The sequence below is a fragment of the Halosolutus sp. YCN4 genome, assembly GCF_059736495.1.
The window spans coordinates 632032-646629 of sequence record NZ_JCASSM010000003.1 but is presented as its reverse complement, the minus strand read 5'-3'; the positions used below and the strand labels follow the sequence as shown (position 1 = coordinate 646629).

Below are 14598 nucleotides of genomic sequence, written 5' to 3'. Positions count from 1 at the left end.
TAAGCCTTCTCAATTTCTGTGACATCCACGAAGATTACTACGGCCGAACCGCGACGCCCTGAAGCCTCTCGAGTACGTAGGCAGGAACATGACGTCGAAACCAGGCCCAGCGTCCGAATCGCCGAAACCGGACTCCGAGGGCGACCTCGCCGACGAACCGTCGGACGCATCCCCCCGCGCCGACCGGATCGTCGTTTCGTACCCGTCGGATCTCTCGGACTGGGGCCGTTTCCAGGTCGAGAAGCCGTCGTTCCGGGCGTTCCTCAGAAAAACTCGCGAGCGGGCCCGGGAGGGCGACGTCTGGGAGGAGTTCGTCGGCGTCGGTTGCTGTGGCAACACGCTCGACGTGCCGTTGCGCGTCGAACGGGTCGACGGCGGCGAACGCGTCGATGCGGACACCGAGATCAGCTACGACGTGCGCGAGGCCTGCGGGATCGAAGGCGGCTGGCAGGTCCAGAGCGCGGGGAGTCCGGATCAGGACTGACCGCTTCCGGCCCCGATCGCTCGTCTCGAACCGCTCACCGAACTCAATCCGGCAGGTACCGCACGCTCACCACGCCGTCGTCGACCGATCGGCGCACCTCGACCCGAACCGCCTCGAGCCGTGCCGCGCGTGCGATCGTCTCCTCGTCGTCGAGGACGTCCTGCGCGGCGGCCTCCACCTCGTCTTCCGGGAGACAGAGGACGTGAATCTCCCCGGTTCCGGCCCGCTCTTCCGTGACGAGGTCGCCGACGTCGGCCTCCTCCGCGAGGGACTTCTCCCGTGTCGTCGGCTCCATGTCGCTATCGATCAGGTCGATCGATCGTCGGTCTTCGACCTCGACCACCTGCCACGTGATCTCCAGCGGCGGATCCGGCGCGACGGTCCCCTCGAGGACGTCGTGAACGTCGAGGCCGGGATTCGTCGCGAGCGTGTGCACCTGTGCGGTCTCGACGTCGCGGACCACGGCCGACTCCGACTCGGCGTGGGTGACGACGAACGTGCCCGTCTTTTCGCTCATGGGAGGAGGTAGGTGGGTCCCCGTTTTCCGGGTTTCGGCTTCCGAATCCCGTCCTGCACCCGACTCGGTCTCCTCAAAACTCGACGCCGTCGCCGACGGCGATCGTCCCCGACCCGACGACGTTCGCGTTCAGCCCGCCGCGGTGGACCAGCGCGTCGACTGCGCCCGGCGTATCGGCGAGCGATTCCATGTACCCGCAGGGTTCACAGAGCCGGACGCCGACGAGCGTCGCCCCTCCGACCCTGAACTCCCGATCGACGAGGTGATTCAGCGGAACGTCCCGCGTCAAAATGTTCCGTCGCGTTTCGCGCGGCCGAAGCTCCGTCCCGTCGTCGCGGGCCGCCGCATCGAGGGCTTCCCGCTCGACGAGCGTGACGTCGGTCGCCTCCGGCAGGTCCTCGCGGCGGTCGTACAGCCCCCGCTCGCGGAAGTACCGATCGCCGCGGAGTCCCCGACCGGCGACCGCTTCGACGGCGTCGCGTTCCCGCATCGGGTCGCCCGAATCCGGCGCGACGTAGATTCCCTCGACGGTTCCTCGAGCGTCCATGGTCGGGAGTCGGCCGATCGGGACAAAACCCTTTGGAGACGCCGGACGGGGTCTCGCGGCCGCCCGCGGACGATCGATCGCGTGACGGAACGCCTTTACACCCGGCCGTCGCCGGCACAGGTATGAACGTCGACATCGGCAACGCGCTCGCGTCGGTCGCCTCGCCGGGCGTCTCGCGCGAGGCCCTCGATCGGCTGGACGAGCAGGTCGCGGACGCACACGAACGGATCGAGCGGGGGATGGCGAACGCGGAGCACGGCTACGAGGCACTCAATCTCCCGGAGCGGACCGACCCGGACGCGATCCGCGCGGCCGTCGACCCCGTCGCCGACGCCGAGGCGCTGGTCACGATCGGTATCGGCGGGAGTTCGCTGGGAGCGGCGACGATCGTCGACGCGTTGGAAAGCGACACCGAGACCGTCTTCCTCGACAACGTCGACCCCGAGTGGGTCACCGCACACCTGGATCGACTCCCGCTCGAGGACACGGCGATCAACGTGGTCTCTCGATCGGGAACGACGGCGGAGACGCTCGCGAACTTCCTCGTCGTTCGCGACGCCTTCGAGTCGGCCGGCGTCGACTGGACCGAGCGAACGATCGTGACGACGGGCGACGCCGGACCGCTTCGCGACCTCGCCGATCGGCACGACCTGCCGTCGCTGAAGGTTCCGGCCGGTGTCCCCGGTCGGTTCTCGGCGCTCTCGGCGGTCGGGATGGTCGCCGCGGCGGTCTGCGGCCACGATCTCGACGCGTTACTCGAGGGGGCCGCCGCCGAGGCCGAGACGCTCACCGGGTCGCTCTACGAGTGTCCCGCCTACGCCTACGGTGCGACGACCTACGCGCTCGACGCTCGCGGGGCCGGGATGAACGCGATGGTGCCCTACGCCGAGTCGCTCGAGACCTACTCGGAGTGGTTCGCCCAGCTGTGGGCCGAGAGCCTCGGGAAGGACGACCTCGGCCAGACGCCGCTTCGCGCGCTCGGCGTGACCGACCAGCACTCGCAACTCCAGCTCTATCGCGCGGGCCCGCGAGACAAGGTCGTCACGTTCGTCAGGCCAACGGGGTCCGCGGACCGATCGATCCCCGCCACCGACGTCGCGGACCTCGCCTATCTCGGCGACGCCTCGCTCGGCGACCTCCTCGCGGCGGAGTTCGAGGCGACCGAGGCGAGCCTCGCCGCCGCCGGCCGGCCGAACGTCCGCGTCGAAATCGATCGGGTCGACGAGTACGAACTCGGCGGCCTGCTATACGGGATGGAAGCCGCGTGCGTGCTCGCGGGCGAACTCTACGGCGTGAACACGTTCGAACAGCCGGCCGTCGAGTGGGCGAAGAAGGCCACGCGGGGACTGCTCGGCGGGGGCGAGTTCGCGGAAGCCGACGCGGTCGCCGAGAAGACGGAACTCCGGATCGAGCGGTGACCGGTGACGATCGGGCGAGCAGGTCGGCGGCCGAACGCCGATCCCAAAAAATCCATAGTTCGGTTCGGTGATGGGTTCGCTATGGGGTACAACACTGGACTCGACTACGCCCGGTGGACGAAGCGCGGACTCGGCCTCGGCGTCGCGATGTTCGTGCTCGGGGCCGCGATCGCGGGACTCGGCACGCAGCTGTTCGGGTCGCTCCCCGAGTGGGAACTCACGCTCGCCGTCGACATGATGGTGCTCGGCATCGCGACCGGTTTCGCCGCCGTCTTCGGATTCGGCGTCGTGCTCCCGCTGATCGAGTGAGCGGCTCCCGGGCGGACGCCCGTGATCTTACTGCCCGGAACCGAACCGATGACTGACCGGAGCCGAATCCGGTGCGTTCGCGGAGGCGAGGAGACCATCGGAGCTGATCCCGGTTGCCTCGCGGATGCCGACATCCCGGTAGCGTTGCGGAGATCATATGTGGATACGCACGAACGGTGTACTATGAACGAAACCGCACGGGCCGACGACGCCGGCCCGTACGCTTCCGGGGCCGCGCCGGCCATCGGGACCGTTCTCGCCGCCGTGACGGTCGCCGCGATGGCCGTCCCCGTTCGTCGCGGCGTCGACGATCCCATCGTCTGGACCGGTGTCGCCTTCGCGCTGGCGGCGGTCCTCGCCTTTCTCGGCAGTCGACACGGTCGGATCGATCGCCGACTCGCCGGCTCGATCGCGGCCGCGTCGAGTTTCGCCGTCGTCTTGCTCTCGGGCTACGCGCTGAACCAGGGCGTGTCCGTTCCGGTGACGCTCCCGGCGATCGGGTGGTCGATCTCGCTGTTGTTCACGGCCTTCCTCACGGCGGGGGTCGCCACGGGGATCGGCGTCGCCGACTACTTCGGGATCGGCGGCCGGGGGCTCAAGACGCGCGGACTCCAGGTCACGCTGCTGCTCGTCGTCGGACTCTCGGGGCTGATCGCGGCGCAGGTCGCGACGATCCTGCTCGCACTCCCCGTCTTCGCCGTCGTCGGCCCGCCCCTCTCGCAGTTTCAGGCGACCGTCCTCAGCCAGTTCGGGATGGCGCTCGGGACGGCGATCGTCGCCGGGGGGTACCTCGCGTTCCGGCAGTACGACTGGTCGTATCTCGATCTCAGGCTCCCGACGGTACGGGAACTCGCCTGGACGATCGGCGGGCTCCTCGTCCTGTTCGGCACGCTGTTTGCGATCTCGTTCCTGTTCCAGTCGACGGGAGTCGAGAGCGCCGACCACTCGACGGCCAAGCAGGCCCAGGAGAACCCCGAGATCATGCTGGTGCTGGTCCCCGCCGCGATCCTGATCATCGGGCCCTTCGAGGAACTGCTCTACCGGAACGTCATCCAGAAATCGCTGTACGAGACCTTCTCTCGCGTCGGAGCGGTCGTCGTCGCCAGCGTGATCTTCGCGTTCGTCCACGTGCTGGCCTACGGCACCGCCGGCCCGGGACAGATCATCGCCAGCCTGACCGTGATCTTCGGGCTCTCGATCGTCCTGGGGACGCTCTACGAACGCACCGAGAATCTCCTCGTGCCGGCGCTCGTCCACGGCGTGTACAACGCGATCCTATTCGCGAACCTGTACTTCACCTACGCCTGAGTATCGCTTCTGCTTGCCCATCGTTTCCGCCCGTCGTTCACCGGCGACTCACGATTTTCTGCGACTGTCGTTTACCTGCGACCGGCTCCCCGTGCCGTGGTTGTTGGCGATTGTATCAGAACGAGAGTCTATTTCCTACGACGGATTCTTCCGGGCGAGCTGTGAGCCACAGATCGGGCACCGATCCTTCTCCTCGTCGAACTCCCGACCACAGCCCTGGCACTGGTAGTGCCACTGGCGCTGTTCCTCGATGCCCTCGCGGGCGATCACCTGGACGTCGACGTTCAGTTTCTCGGCGACGTTTTGCATCGCGTAGTCGTCGGTGACGAGCGTCCCGTCGAGTTCGAAACTGGCGGCGACGAGTCGAACGTCGGTCTCCGAGAGGACTCCGAAATCGCCGGATTCCTTCGCCGCGCGCTGGACCTTTTCCGTGGTGTCCTCGTTCGGGATGTGGATGTGCATCCCGGAGCCTTCCATCGCGTCGTAGCGATAGGCGCTCTCGTCTTCGAGTTCCTCGCGGACGAGCGGAATCGTCGCAGTCTGTTCTGTCGTGTGAAAATCGTGAATAAAAGCCGAGGAGTCGAGAACGTACATACCGTTAGCGCTGGACGACGATGTAGTCTTTCACCGCCTGGACGCGGCCGACGGAGACCAGGAAGCGGCCGGTGTCGTCGCGGTCGAAGTCGACGTTCCGGGGGGACAGTTCGTCGTCCGGTTCGATGACGAGATCGTGGAGTTTCCCCGACTTGAGGTCCATCGTGATGTTGTAGAGCATTCCCAGTTCAGTTCCGTCCGATCCCATGACGGACTTCCCCGAGAGGTTTTCAGCGAGTATATCGCTCATACATACCCGTTCTTACTAGTCGCTATTAAAAACCACGGGGTCGCTGTGAGCCGTTGTCACGTTCCCGACGCGATCGATCGGCGACGTGCGCTCGACGGAGAGCACGGATGACGATGGGTTTAACTACCGCTCCGCCGACGCGTTAGACAAGACCTTCTCGGGTGGTCACCATGTCTGATTCGGATACACACGACCCCACATCTCTGCGAACTCCGATCGTCGCTGTCCTCGGACACGTCGATCACGGGAAGACGAGTCTCCTCGACAAGATCCGCGGCTCGGCGGTGATCGAGGGCGAAGCAGGTGCGATTACTCAGCACATCGGCGCGACGGCGGTCCCGCTCGACGTCGTGTCGTCGATCGCGGGCGAACTCGTCGACCCCGACGACTTCGACCTCCCGGGACTGCTGTTCATCGACACGCCGGGGCACCACTCGTTCACGACGCTTCGCTCCCGCGGCGGCGCGCTCGCGGACATCGCGATCCTCGTCGTCGACGTCAACGACGGGTTCCAGCCCCAGACGCTCGAGGCGCTCGACATCCTGCGCCGATCGGAGACGCCCTTCATCGTCGCGGCGAACAAGATCGACACCGTCCCGGGGTGGAACGAAAACGAGAACTCGCCGATCAACGACACGTACGAGGCCCAGTCCGATCGGGTCACGTCGCGACTCGACGAGAAACTCTACGAGATCATCGGCAACCTCTCCGACGAGGGGTTCTCCGCGGACCTGTACTGGCGCGTCCAGAACTTCCAGCGCAACGTCGGCGTCGTGCCCGTCTCGGCGATGACCGGCGAGGGCGTCCCGGACCTGCTGGCCGTCATGATGGGCCTCTCCCAGCGGTACATGAAAGAGGAGATGGAGATCGACGTCGCCGGCCCCGGCGTCGGCACCGTCCTCGAGGTCAAAGAGGAGAAGGGCTTCGGGAAGACGATCGACATCGTCCTCTACGACGGCACCATCAGAGCGGACGACCAAATCGTCGTCGGCGGACAGAACGATCCGATCGTCACCGAGGTCCGGGCCCTGCTCCAGCCGCGCCCGCTCGCGGAGATCCGGACCGAGAGCCGGTTCGAGAAAGTCGACGAGGTCTCGGCGGCCGCCGGGATCAAGGTCGCCGCACCGGAACTCGGCGACGCGATGGCCGGCGCACCCGTCCGCGTCGTCCGCGATCGCGACCTCGACGACGTCATCGACGAGGTCGAGGCCGAACTCGCGGACATCGCGGTCGACACCGCCGAGGAGGGCGTCGTCGTCAAGGCCGACACGCTCGGCAGTCTGGAGGCGATGGCCGACGCCCTGGAGGACGCGGAGGTGCCGATCGTCCGCGCCGAAGTGGGCGACGTCGCGCCCCGTGACGTCTCCGTGGCCTCGACGGCGGAGGATCCAAAACAGCAGGTCATCCTCGGATTCAACGTCGACGTGCTGTCCGACGCCGATCGGCGCGCCGAGGTCGACGACGTGACGATCTTTACGGACGAGGTCATCTACCAGTTGATCGAGGAGTACGAGGAGTACGTCGAGGAGATCGAACGCGCCCAGCAGGACACCATCCTCGAGAACATCGTCCGGCCCGCCCGGTTCCGGATCCTGCCGGATCACACCTTCCGCCAGAACGACCCCGCGGTCGTCGGCGTCGAGGTGAACTCGGGCACCGTCCAGAACAACACGAACGTCGTGAAGTTCGAAGGCAACGAACCCGAACGCGTCGGCCAGATCAAGGGCATCCAGGAACAGGGCGAAGACGTCGACGAGGCCCGCGCCGGCAACCGGGTCTCGGTCGCGATCGACGGCCCCACCGTCGGCCGCCAGATCGAGGAGGACGACGAACTCTGGACCGAGATCCCCGAGAAACACGCGAAGATCCTCGAACAGGAACTGGCGAGCGAGATCCCCGGCGACGAACTCGAGGCGCTGAACATGTACCTCGACAAGCAGCGCAGTCGCGATCCGTTCTGGGGCAAGTAGCCGTCGGCCGTCGATCGAATCGTCCGACCACGCATCTGCCCCGTCCAGGATTAACCCGCTGCTCGTAGTGGTTGCGCCCGTGCTCGTACAACTCCGGCAGTACAAACACGAGGAGGTCCAGTTCGACGACAACCGGACGACCGGCGAGTCCCAGACCGAGGACGCGGTGAACCCCGACTCCGAGGAGTACTTCGACAAAGACTTCGACGAGTTCGACGTCGAGACGTGGGAGACCGTCGAGTACGAGGGCGACCCGATCCAGCGCCGCTCCGTCACGATCGACGGAGTCGCCGCCGTCTCCGTCCCGCAGGGGTCGATCGCGGAGGGGGAATCGGATCTCCCCGGGCGAACGATTCAGGTCCGGATGGAGGGCGGCATCGAGGAGTTCGATCGGGCCGCGATCGTCGAGGTGCAGGACGAGAATCCCCGGTAGCCGGCGGGCGGATCGATCGCTGGAACGGGGACGCCGCGCGTCGGCTCGAACCTGTCACGGGCGAGAATGACAGCGTCTCCCGGAGGCGATCCGGTCCCGAAATCGTTTTCAACTCGTCACTCGGACAGTCGGTATGCCGACGGAATCGGACACTCATTATGACCCCTCGCTGGGGAACAAGTTCATCTTCGTCACCGGCGGCGTGATGTCCGGACTCGGGAAGGGGATCACGGCCGCGAGCACCGGCCGTCTGCTCAAGAACGCCGGGTTCGACGTCACCGCCGTCAAGATCGACCCGTATCTCAACGTGGACGCGGGGACGATGAACCCCTACCAGCACGGGGAAGTCTACGTCCTGGAGGACGGGGGCGAGGTCGACCTCGACCTGGGGAACTACGAGCGGTTCCTCGACGTCGACATGACCTCGGATCACAACATCACCACCGGGAAGACCTACCAGCACGTCATCGAGAAGGAACGTGCCGGCGACTACCTGGGGAAGACGGTCCAGATTATCCCGCACATCACCGACGACATCAAGCGACGGATCCGCGAGGCCGCCGCGGGGACCGACGTCTGTATCGTCGAGGTCGGCGGCACCGTGGGCGACATCGAGGGGATGCCCTACCTCGAGGCGCTTCGCCAGTTCGCCCACGAGGAACCCGAGGAGAACGTCCTGTTCGTCCACGTCACGCTCGTTCCCTACTCGAAGAACGGCGAACAGAAGACCAAGCCCACCCAGCACAGCGTCAAGGAGGTCCGATCGATCGGGCTCCAGCCCGACGTGATCGTCGGCCGCTGCGAGGACCGACTCGATCCCAAGACGAAAGAGAAGATCGCACTGTTCTGCGACATTCCTACCGAGGCGGTCTTCTCGAACCCGGACGTCGAGGACGTCTATCACGTCCCGCTGATGGTCGAGGACGAGGGGCTCGACCAGTACGTGCTGGAGCGGTTCGGACTCGCGGACGAGGCGCTCCCGGAGGGCGAGCGAGCGAACGACTGGCGCGAGATCGTTACGACCGAGAAGAACGGGTCGGTCGACGTCGCGCTGGTCGGCAAGTACGACCTGGAGGACGCCTACATGTCGATCCACGAGTCGCTGAAACACGCCGGCTTCGAGTGTGGGGTTGACGTGAACGTCCACTGGGTCTCCGCCGGCGAGATGGCAGGTGGCCACGACGGTCAGCTCGACGACGTCGACGGCGTCATCGTCCCCGGCGGCTTCGGGATGCGCGGCTCGGAGGGCAAGATCGAGGCCGTCCGCTACGCCCGCGAGAACGACGTGCCCTTCCTCGGACTCTGTCTCGGCTTCCAGATGGCCGTCGTCGAGTACGCCCGGAACGTGCTGGGACTCGAGGATGCCCACTCGGCGGAGATGGACGAGGAGACGCCCCATCCCGTCATCGACATCCTGCCGGAACAGTACGAGGTCGAGGACATGGGCGGCACGATGCGGCTGGGCGAGCACACGACCGTGATCGAACCCGAGACGCTCGCGTACGACCTCTACGGCGATACGTCCTGCTCGGAGCGCCACCGCCACCGCTACGAGGTCAATCCCGAGTACTTCGATCAGTTCGAGGAGGAACCGCTCGTCTTCTCCGGTACCGCCGGCAACCGGATGGAGATCCTCGAACTCGAGACCCACCCGTACTTCCTCGGGACGCAGTTCCACCCCGAGTACACGTCCCGTCCGGGTCAGCCGAGTCCGCCGTTCCTCGGACTGGTCGAGGCCGTCCTCGAGCGAACCGACGAGACGCCGGCCGACGCGGACACCGATGCGGAAACGGAGGTAACCCACTGATGGTAGAAACGGACACGTTCGTCCCGGAGGCAGTTGCAGAGATCGAAGACGAAATCGGCGACGCGAACGCCGTCATCGCCCTTTCGGGCGGGGTCGACTCCTCGGTCGCCGCCGCCCTCGCCTATGAAGCGATCGGCGATCGGCTCACCCCGGTCTACGTCGACACCGGGCTGATGCGGAAAGGCGAGACCGACCAGATCCGGGAGACGTTCGACTACATGGAGTCGCTGCGGATCGTCGACGCGAAAGATCGGTTCCTCGACGCGCTCGCGGGCGTGACCGACCCGGAGGAGAAACGCGAGATCATCGGCGAGCAGTTCATCCGCGAGTTCGAGCGCGAGGCGAACGACGCCGAGGCCGACTACCTCGTCCAGGGGACGATCTACCCCGATCGGATCGAGAGCGAGGGCGGGATCAAGTCCCACCATAACGTGGGCGGACTCCCGGACGTCGTCGACTTCGAGGGCATCGTCGAACCCGTCCGCGACCTCTACAAGGACGAGGTTCGCGAGGTCGCACGACACCTGGGACTGGACGAACTCGTCGCCGAGCGGATGCCGTTCCCCGGTCCCGGACTCGCGGTGCGCGTGATCGGCGAGGTCACCGAGGAGAAACTCGAGGTCGCCCGCCACGCCTGCCACGTCGTCGAGGAGGAACTCGAGGAGTACGAGCCCTGGCAGGCCCTCGCGGCCGTCATCGGCAAGGCCACGGGCGTCAAGGGCGACAACCGCGTCCACGGCTGGGTCGTCTCCGTCCGATCGGTCGACTCCCGGGACGGGATGACCGCCCGCGCCCAGGAGATCGACTGGGAGACGCTCCAGCGGATTCAGTCGCGGATCACCGGCCAGAACGAGAACGTCGCCCGCGTCGTCTACGACGTGACCCACAAACCGCCCGCGACGATCGAGTACGAATGAGCATGGACGCGATCGTCGCCGGCCCGGACGAGGACGGCATCGCGGACGCACTCGAGGCCGAAGGCGTCGACGTGACCCGCGTGACAGGCGTCGTCTCGCGCCCCGCGCTCGAGGAGGCGGGAATCTGCGAGGTCGCCCTGTACGTCCTGACCGACGTCGGGCAGGCGACGACCATCCCGATCGCACACGACCTGAACGACGACCTGCGGACGGTCACGTACGCGCGAGAGACCATCCCCGAGTTCGTCAAGGGCCAACTCGACCTCGCGATCGATCCGCAGTTGATGGACGCCACCGTCGTCGCCGAAGAATTGACTGGCTGACGGACCGCCTCCGGATCGGTCGCCCCTCGTCCAGCTGTCAGCCCGGCATAAAGTTAATTTAAAACAATTATAAACACTTACATCTGCGGTATAAACTTTCTCGACCTGGTTATCCATCGATTGAACCCGAATTAAATTCGGGAGAATTCGACATAAGACTCCGATACCGTCTCCCCCGTTCAAGTGGGTCCCGCCACAAGCCTCGCGTGGAGGTCGACGGGCAGACCCCACCGAAGGCACCCACAGCCTTGTCCCGTGACTTCCAGCAACCCCACCACAGCACCCTTCCCCCACCATTGCCACACCGTTTCCCGTTCGACCTCGTGGGCGTTTGCACCGGCCTGCGACGTCGCGCGGTTCTGGCACCCGGGGCGTCCCCGCGCCCCGGACGCGTTTTCGACCCGTCAGTTGCGATTATTCCTCACGTGACCCGTCAGATCGATCGCGAAGCCGCTGTAACATCGGAATCTCCTCGCGTCGTTCCGCGTCGAGCAACGTCCAGTCGACGCCCGTCGGCTGGCGCTCGACGGGTGGCTGAAGCGTCCGCTCGGGCGTGACGACCAGCGTCATCGCGACGTCGTGGTCCCCGATCGCGACCGGGTCGTCGATCACCTGTCGCTCGTGGACCGTCGTCGCGATCGGCGTCTCGTCGTCGACCAGCCCGAGGTCCCGGAGGACGGCGTACTCGAGGTCGCTGTAGCCCTCGCCCTTGCCGATGCGGCCGCCGTCCGTCGTCACTGCAACGCTCCCGGAGACGACGAGATCGATCGGTTCGACGGCCTCGGGACCGACCTGTTCGCCGTGCGTCGCCGATCCCGAGACCGTCGTCGCCGCGTCGTAGTCGTCGAGCGCGTCGGGATTGAGTTTCAGGAAACACCGCTCCTCGGCGAGCCTGGGGACGGCCATGTAGACCGTCTTGCCGTCCCGAAGGGCCTGCCGGCGGACGGGCAACTGCGGCGCGTCGGGATTCGTCTTGATCGTTTCGGCCGCCTCCCACTCGGGCTGGTCGGCCAGTCGATCGGCAGCCCGGTCCGCGCCCTCGAAGTTCGGAATGCGGCCGTGGGGCGGGAAGGGGAACCGGGCGACGCCGCTTTCTTCCAGATCGTCCCAGACGCGCTGCCGGATGGGTTCCTTGTCGACGACCGCGGTCGGGTGATCGTCGTCGTCGCTGTGATCGTCGGTTCGATCGCCGCTACTGCGATCCTCGGCTCGATCGTCGCCGGTCATCTCTCGTCACCGGTCGCGTCGGGATCGGCCTCGTCGGCCACGTCGGAACTCCGGTCCGATCGGGCGAGGTCGACGAGTGCGGCCGCTTCCGGGAGGATGATCTCCTCGATGGCGAGCGCGGCCGCGTCCGGATCGCCGGGGAGACAGAAGACGAGAACCTCCTCGGAGACGCCGGCGAGCGTCCGCGCCGAGACGATGCGCGAGCCGACCAGTTCGTACCCGAGTTGCGTGAACAGTTCGTCGAAGGCGGTGAGTTCCTGCTCGAGCAGGGGTTCGACGGCTTCGAGCGTGACGTCGTCGGGTTCGATACTCGTCGCCCCGGCGGTGACCACGAAGTCGACGTCGTCCCGTTCGATCATCCGCTCGACGATCGACTGGACCTTGTCGTAGTCGGTGCCGACGTGTTCGCGCATGGCGATCTCGTGTCCCTCGGCTTCCAGCCCCGTGACGACGGCTTCGCCGGCCTCGTCCGAGGCGAGGTCGCGATCGGCGGCGATCGTAACGATCCCGACGCAGAACGTGCGCTCGCCGGCGTCGGTGGCGTCCGCGTTGTGCTCGCTCATACCTCGACGTTCCACCGGGATCGAATAAAACGCATGGCAAGCCGATCGGGCGGGCAGCCCAACTGTTATGCCCACGGTTTCCGTCAGTCCGCGTGTATGCAAGCGGTCAAAATCACCGAGCACGGCGATACTGACGTCATCGAGTACGGCGACTACCCCGATCCCGAGGTCGGACGGGACGAGGTTCTGGTGGACGTGAAGGCGGGCGCGCTGAACCACCTCGACGTCTGGGTCCGCCGTGGGCTGCCGACCCTCGACCTCGAGATGCCCCACGTCCCGGGCAGCGACATGGCGGGCGTCGTCGCGGAGACGGGCCCCGACGTCACCCGGTTCGAGGAGGGCGATCGGGTCGCGCTCACCGCCGGAGTTAACTGCGGCGAGTGCGAGTTCTGTCGCCACGGCGATCCGACGCTCTGTGTCAACTTCCACCTGATCGGCGAACACGTCACCGGGGTCCACTCCGAGTACGCCGCCGTCCCCGAGGACAACCTGATCCCGGTCCCTGAGGGGGTCGACTGGGTCACTGCGGGGGCCTCGTCGCTCGTCTTCCAGACCGCCTGGCGGATGCTGATCGATCGAGCGGACATCGAACCGGGCGAGACGGTCCTCGTGCTCGGGGCGAGCGGCGGCGTCGGCCACGCCGCCGTCCAGATCGCCGACTACGCCGGCGCGGAGGTGTACGCGACGGGAAGCACCGACGAAAAGCTCCAGCACGCCCGCGAGCTCGGTGCGGACCACGTCGTCAACTACGAGGAGCAGAACTTCGCGAGCTGGGTGCGCGAGGAGACGGGCAACCGCGGCGTCGACGTGGTCGTCGACTACATCGGGGCCGGCACGTGGCGCGATTCGATCAAGAGCCTCGCGAAGGACGGTCGGCTGGTCACCTGCGGCGGGACCGCCGGACCGAATCCCGAGACGGACATCCCGCGGATCTTCTGGAACCAGCTACACATCATCGGATCGACCATGGGGACGCCCGGTCAGGTCGACGACGTGATGGAACTCGTCTGGGACGGCACCTTCGAACCCGCGATCCGCGAGGTGATGCCGATGAGCGAGACGCCCCGGGCCCACGAGATCATCGAGGGCCGCGAGGGCTTCGGCAAGGTCGTCGTGCGTCCCGATAGCGAACTCTAGGCCCCGGCCGAACGGGTTCGGCCGCGATCGATACCGGAACCGTGAGGGCTTTGCTTTCGCGCCCGAAACCGTCGACCGTGACCTCGAGCGACGACGGCGGCTACGTGCACGAACCCGGAGCGTTCGACGAGGACGGGACGCGCCGGGAGTCGGCCGACGACCGGGTCGGCGATCCGCCCCATCCCGAGACGGCCGATCGGGAGTTCGACTGGCGCGGCTGGACGCTCGTCGCCGTCATCGTCTTCGCGTTCGTCGTCGCCCCGGTGGCGATCCTCCTGTTCCCGCCCGGTGCCGAGGGCTACCGGTTCGCGCTACTGATCCTGCCGCTCTTCCCCGCCCTCTTGCTGGCGCTGACCGCCGTCTGGGCGACGACGCGGCCCTGATCGCACGGCATCCTGGCGTACTCGGCACCGGCTACTCGCCGCGTTCGTCGCGGCGTCGAAAAACGATTTTTCTCAGTGCTCGGCCTCGAGGAGTTCCTCGAGCCGTGTCAGTACGGCCGATCCGTGGACGTCGTCCTGCTGGGGTATCCCGTCCTGGTCGACGTACTCGCCGAGCGCGTCGTGGAGGCGACGCGCCTGATAGCCGGTGAGCGTCTCCGCACCGGATTCGATCGTCTCGACCAGATCGAGCGTCCAGTCCGGCGGGGTCTCCTCGTCGTCGAGCGCGTCGTCGACGCGCGTCGACAGGACGTGGTGGACGACCCACTGCTCTTCTCTGGAGAGCGTGACTTCGTGCGTCTCGGTTTCCTGGGGTGTGGAACTCATTACGTCACACGGACCGATTTGTCGGCC

18 protein-coding genes are annotated in these 14598 nt (G+C 66.4%); 11 read left to right on the top strand and 7 right to left on the bottom strand.

Annotated features, from left to right (window positions below; translation table 11 throughout):
- Positions 1-88 precede the first annotated feature (88 nt).
- Positions 89-484: a DUF7968 family protein gene (locus AC6I6X_RS13720; protein ID WP_497931086.1), complete on the top strand. Its 396-nt coding sequence runs from the start codon at positions 89-91 to the stop codon at positions 482-484.
- 43 nt (positions 485-527) lie between these two features.
- Here the strand turns inward: AC6I6X_RS13720 and AC6I6X_RS13715 are convergent, their stop codons facing one another.
- Both AC6I6X_RS13715 and AC6I6X_RS13710 read right to left on the bottom strand, forming a co-directional pair.
- The gene (locus tag AC6I6X_RS13715; RefSeq protein WP_497931085.1) at positions 528-1001 is read right to left on the bottom strand and encodes a DUF5812 family protein; all 474 of its coding nucleotides are present in this window, start codon (positions 999-1001) and stop codon (positions 528-530) included.
- Between the two features lie 73 nt (positions 1002-1074).
- The gene (locus AC6I6X_RS13710) at positions 1075-1548 is read right to left on the bottom strand and encodes an MOSC domain-containing protein (RefSeq protein ID WP_497931084.1); all 474 of its coding nucleotides are present in this window, start codon (positions 1546-1548) and stop codon (positions 1075-1077) included.
- A gap of 122 nt (positions 1549-1670) precedes the next feature.
- Here AC6I6X_RS13710 and AC6I6X_RS13705 point away from each other — a divergent pair, with 122 nt between their 5' ends.
- From AC6I6X_RS13705 to AC6I6X_RS13695, 3 genes are all read left to right on the top strand, one after another.
- Positions 1671-2966, top strand: a complete 1296-nt coding sequence (locus AC6I6X_RS13705; RefSeq protein ID WP_497931083.1) for a phosphoglucose isomerase-related protein — start codon at positions 1671-1673, stop codon at positions 2964-2966.
- An 81-nt stretch (positions 2967-3047) separates the two neighbouring features.
- A complete protein-coding gene (locus AC6I6X_RS13700; RefSeq protein ID WP_497931082.1) occupies positions 3048-3275 on the top strand; it encodes a DUF7860 family protein in 228 nt (75 codons plus the stop codon).
- Positions 3276-3458: 183 nt separating this feature from the next.
- Positions 3459-4583, top strand: a complete 1125-nt coding sequence (locus AC6I6X_RS13695) for a CPBP family intramembrane glutamic endopeptidase (protein ID WP_497931081.1) — start codon at positions 3459-3461, stop codon at positions 4581-4583.
- A 135-nt stretch (positions 4584-4718) separates the two neighbouring features.
- Here AC6I6X_RS13695 and AC6I6X_RS13690 read toward each other — a convergent pair whose 3' ends face one another.
- Positions 4719-5177: an NOB1 family endonuclease gene (locus AC6I6X_RS13690; RefSeq protein ID WP_497931080.1), complete on the bottom strand. Its 459-nt coding sequence runs from the start codon at positions 5175-5177 to the stop codon at positions 4719-4721.
- A 4-nt stretch (positions 5178-5181) separates the two neighbouring features.
- Positions 5182-5427, bottom strand: a complete 246-nt coding sequence (locus AC6I6X_RS13685; protein WP_497931079.1) for a PRC-barrel domain-containing protein — start codon at positions 5425-5427, stop codon at positions 5182-5184.
- Positions 5428-5597: 170 nt separating this feature from the next.
- Here AC6I6X_RS13685 and infB point away from each other — a divergent pair, with 170 nt between their 5' ends.
- The 5 genes from infB to AC6I6X_RS13660 all read left to right on the top strand — a co-directional run bounded on the left by infB (position 5598) and on the right by AC6I6X_RS13660 (position 10877).
- Positions 5598-7397 carry a translation initiation factor IF-2 gene (gene infB / locus AC6I6X_RS13680; protein ID WP_497931078.1) on the top strand — a complete coding sequence of 600 codons (1800 nt, stop codon included), beginning with the start codon at positions 5598-5600 and terminating at the stop codon, positions 7395-7397.
- A 79-nt stretch (positions 7398-7476) separates the two neighbouring features.
- The gene (locus AC6I6X_RS13675) at positions 7477-7830 is read left to right on the top strand and encodes a hypothetical protein (RefSeq protein ID WP_497931077.1); all 354 of its coding nucleotides are present in this window, start codon (positions 7477-7479) and stop codon (positions 7828-7830) included.
- A gap of 133 nt (positions 7831-7963) precedes the next feature.
- Positions 7964-9637: a glutamine hydrolyzing CTP synthase gene (gene pyrG, locus AC6I6X_RS13670; protein WP_497931076.1), complete on the top strand. Its 1674-nt coding sequence runs from the start codon at positions 7964-7966 to the stop codon at positions 9635-9637.
- A complete protein-coding gene (gene guaA, locus AC6I6X_RS13665; RefSeq protein WP_497931075.1) occupies positions 9637-10554 on the top strand; it encodes a glutamine-hydrolyzing GMP synthase in 918 nt (305 codons plus the stop codon). The genes pyrG and guaA overlap by 1 nt, the downstream gene beginning before the upstream one ends.
- On the top strand, positions 10551-10877 hold the full coding sequence (locus AC6I6X_RS13660; RefSeq protein ID WP_497931074.1) for a DUF7126 family protein: 327 nt from the start codon (positions 10551-10553) through the stop codon (positions 10875-10877). Before guaA ends, AC6I6X_RS13660 begins: the two co-directional genes overlap by 4 nt.
- 414 nt (positions 10878-11291) lie before the next feature.
- Here AC6I6X_RS13660 and AC6I6X_RS13655 read toward each other — a convergent pair whose 3' ends face one another.
- Both AC6I6X_RS13655 and AC6I6X_RS13650 read right to left on the bottom strand, forming a co-directional pair.
- Positions 11292-12104 (bottom strand): 5-formyltetrahydrofolate cyclo-ligase, encoded by an 813-nt coding sequence (locus AC6I6X_RS13655; RefSeq protein WP_497931073.1) that lies wholly within the window; start codon positions 12102-12104, stop codon positions 11292-11294.
- On the bottom strand, positions 12101-12667 hold the full coding sequence (locus AC6I6X_RS13650) for a MogA/MoaB family molybdenum cofactor biosynthesis protein (protein ID WP_497931072.1): 567 nt from the start codon (positions 12665-12667) through the stop codon (positions 12101-12103). Before AC6I6X_RS13650 ends, AC6I6X_RS13655 begins: the two co-directional genes overlap by 4 nt.
- Before the next feature lie 96 nt (positions 12668-12763).
- On the opposite strand from AC6I6X_RS13650, the gene AC6I6X_RS13645 reads away from it, so the two are divergent.
- Together AC6I6X_RS13645 and AC6I6X_RS13640 are read left to right on the top strand one after the other, a co-directional pair.
- Complete coding sequence (locus AC6I6X_RS13645; RefSeq protein WP_497931071.1) at positions 12764-13804, top strand: zinc-binding dehydrogenase; 1041 nt, start codon at positions 12764-12766, stop codon at positions 13802-13804.
- Between the two features lie 77 nt (positions 13805-13881).
- The gene (locus tag AC6I6X_RS13640) at positions 13882-14187 is read left to right on the top strand and encodes a DUF7977 family protein (protein WP_497931070.1); all 306 of its coding nucleotides are present in this window, start codon (positions 13882-13884) and stop codon (positions 14185-14187) included.
- A 72-nt stretch (positions 14188-14259) separates the two neighbouring features.
- On the opposite strand, the gene AC6I6X_RS13635 is transcribed toward AC6I6X_RS13640, so the two are convergent.
- Positions 14260-14571 carry a DUF7853 family protein gene (locus tag AC6I6X_RS13635; protein ID WP_497931069.1) on the bottom strand — a complete coding sequence of 104 codons (312 nt, stop codon included), beginning with the start codon at positions 14569-14571 and terminating at the stop codon, positions 14260-14262.
- Positions 14572-14598: the final 27 nt, after the last annotated feature.

What these genes read in the sequence shown, in the direction of transcription:
- AC6I6X_RS13720 (WP_497931086.1), top strand. Translation starts at nt 89, where the DNA reads ATGACGTCGAAACCAGGCCCAGCGTCCGAATCGCCGAAACCGGACTCC.
- AC6I6X_RS13685 (WP_497931079.1), bottom strand. Translation starts at nt 5,427, where the DNA reads ATGAGCGATATACTCGCTGAAAACCTCTCGGGGAAGTCCGTCATGGGA.
- AC6I6X_RS13655 (WP_497931073.1), bottom strand. Translation starts at nt 12,104, where the DNA reads ATGACCGGCGACGATCGAGCCGAGGATCGCAGTAGCGGCGATCGAACC.
- AC6I6X_RS13700 (WP_497931082.1), top strand. Translation starts at nt 3,048, where the DNA reads ATGGGGTACAACACTGGACTCGACTACGCCCGGTGGACGAAGCGCGGA.
- guaA (WP_497931075.1), top strand. Translation starts at nt 9,637, where the DNA reads ATGGTAGAAACGGACACGTTCGTCCCGGAGGCAGTTGCAGAGATCGAA.
- pyrG (WP_497931076.1), top strand. Translation starts at nt 7,964, where the DNA reads ATGCCGACGGAATCGGACACTCATTATGACCCCTCGCTGGGGAACAAG.
- AC6I6X_RS13645 (WP_497931071.1), top strand. Translation starts at nt 12,764, where the DNA reads ATGCAAGCGGTCAAAATCACCGAGCACGGCGATACTGACGTCATCGAG.
- AC6I6X_RS13715 (WP_497931085.1), bottom strand. Translation starts at nt 1,001, where the DNA reads ATGAGCGAAAAGACGGGCACGTTCGTCGTCACCCACGCCGAGTCGGAG.
- AC6I6X_RS13695 (WP_497931081.1), top strand. Translation starts at nt 3,459, where the DNA reads ATGAACGAAACCGCACGGGCCGACGACGCCGGCCCGTACGCTTCCGGG.
- infB (WP_497931078.1), top strand. Translation starts at nt 5,598, where the DNA reads ATGTCTGATTCGGATACACACGACCCCACATCTCTGCGAACTCCGATC.
- AC6I6X_RS13635 (WP_497931069.1), bottom strand. Translation starts at nt 14,571, where the DNA reads ATGAGTTCCACACCCCAGGAAACCGAGACGCACGAAGTCACGCTCTCC.
- AC6I6X_RS13650 (WP_497931072.1), bottom strand. Translation starts at nt 12,667, where the DNA reads ATGAGCGAGCACAACGCGGACGCCACCGACGCCGGCGAGCGCACGTTC.
- AC6I6X_RS13660 (WP_497931074.1), top strand. Translation starts at nt 10,551, where the DNA reads ATGAGCATGGACGCGATCGTCGCCGGCCCGGACGAGGACGGCATCGCG.
- AC6I6X_RS13710 (WP_497931084.1), bottom strand. Translation starts at nt 1,548, where the DNA reads ATGGACGCTCGAGGAACCGTCGAGGGAATCTACGTCGCGCCGGATTCG.
- AC6I6X_RS13690 (WP_497931080.1), bottom strand. Translation starts at nt 5,177, where the DNA reads ATGTACGTTCTCGACTCCTCGGCTTTTATTCACGATTTTCACACGACA.
- AC6I6X_RS13705 (WP_497931083.1), top strand. Translation starts at nt 1,671, where the DNA reads ATGAACGTCGACATCGGCAACGCGCTCGCGTCGGTCGCCTCGCCGGGC.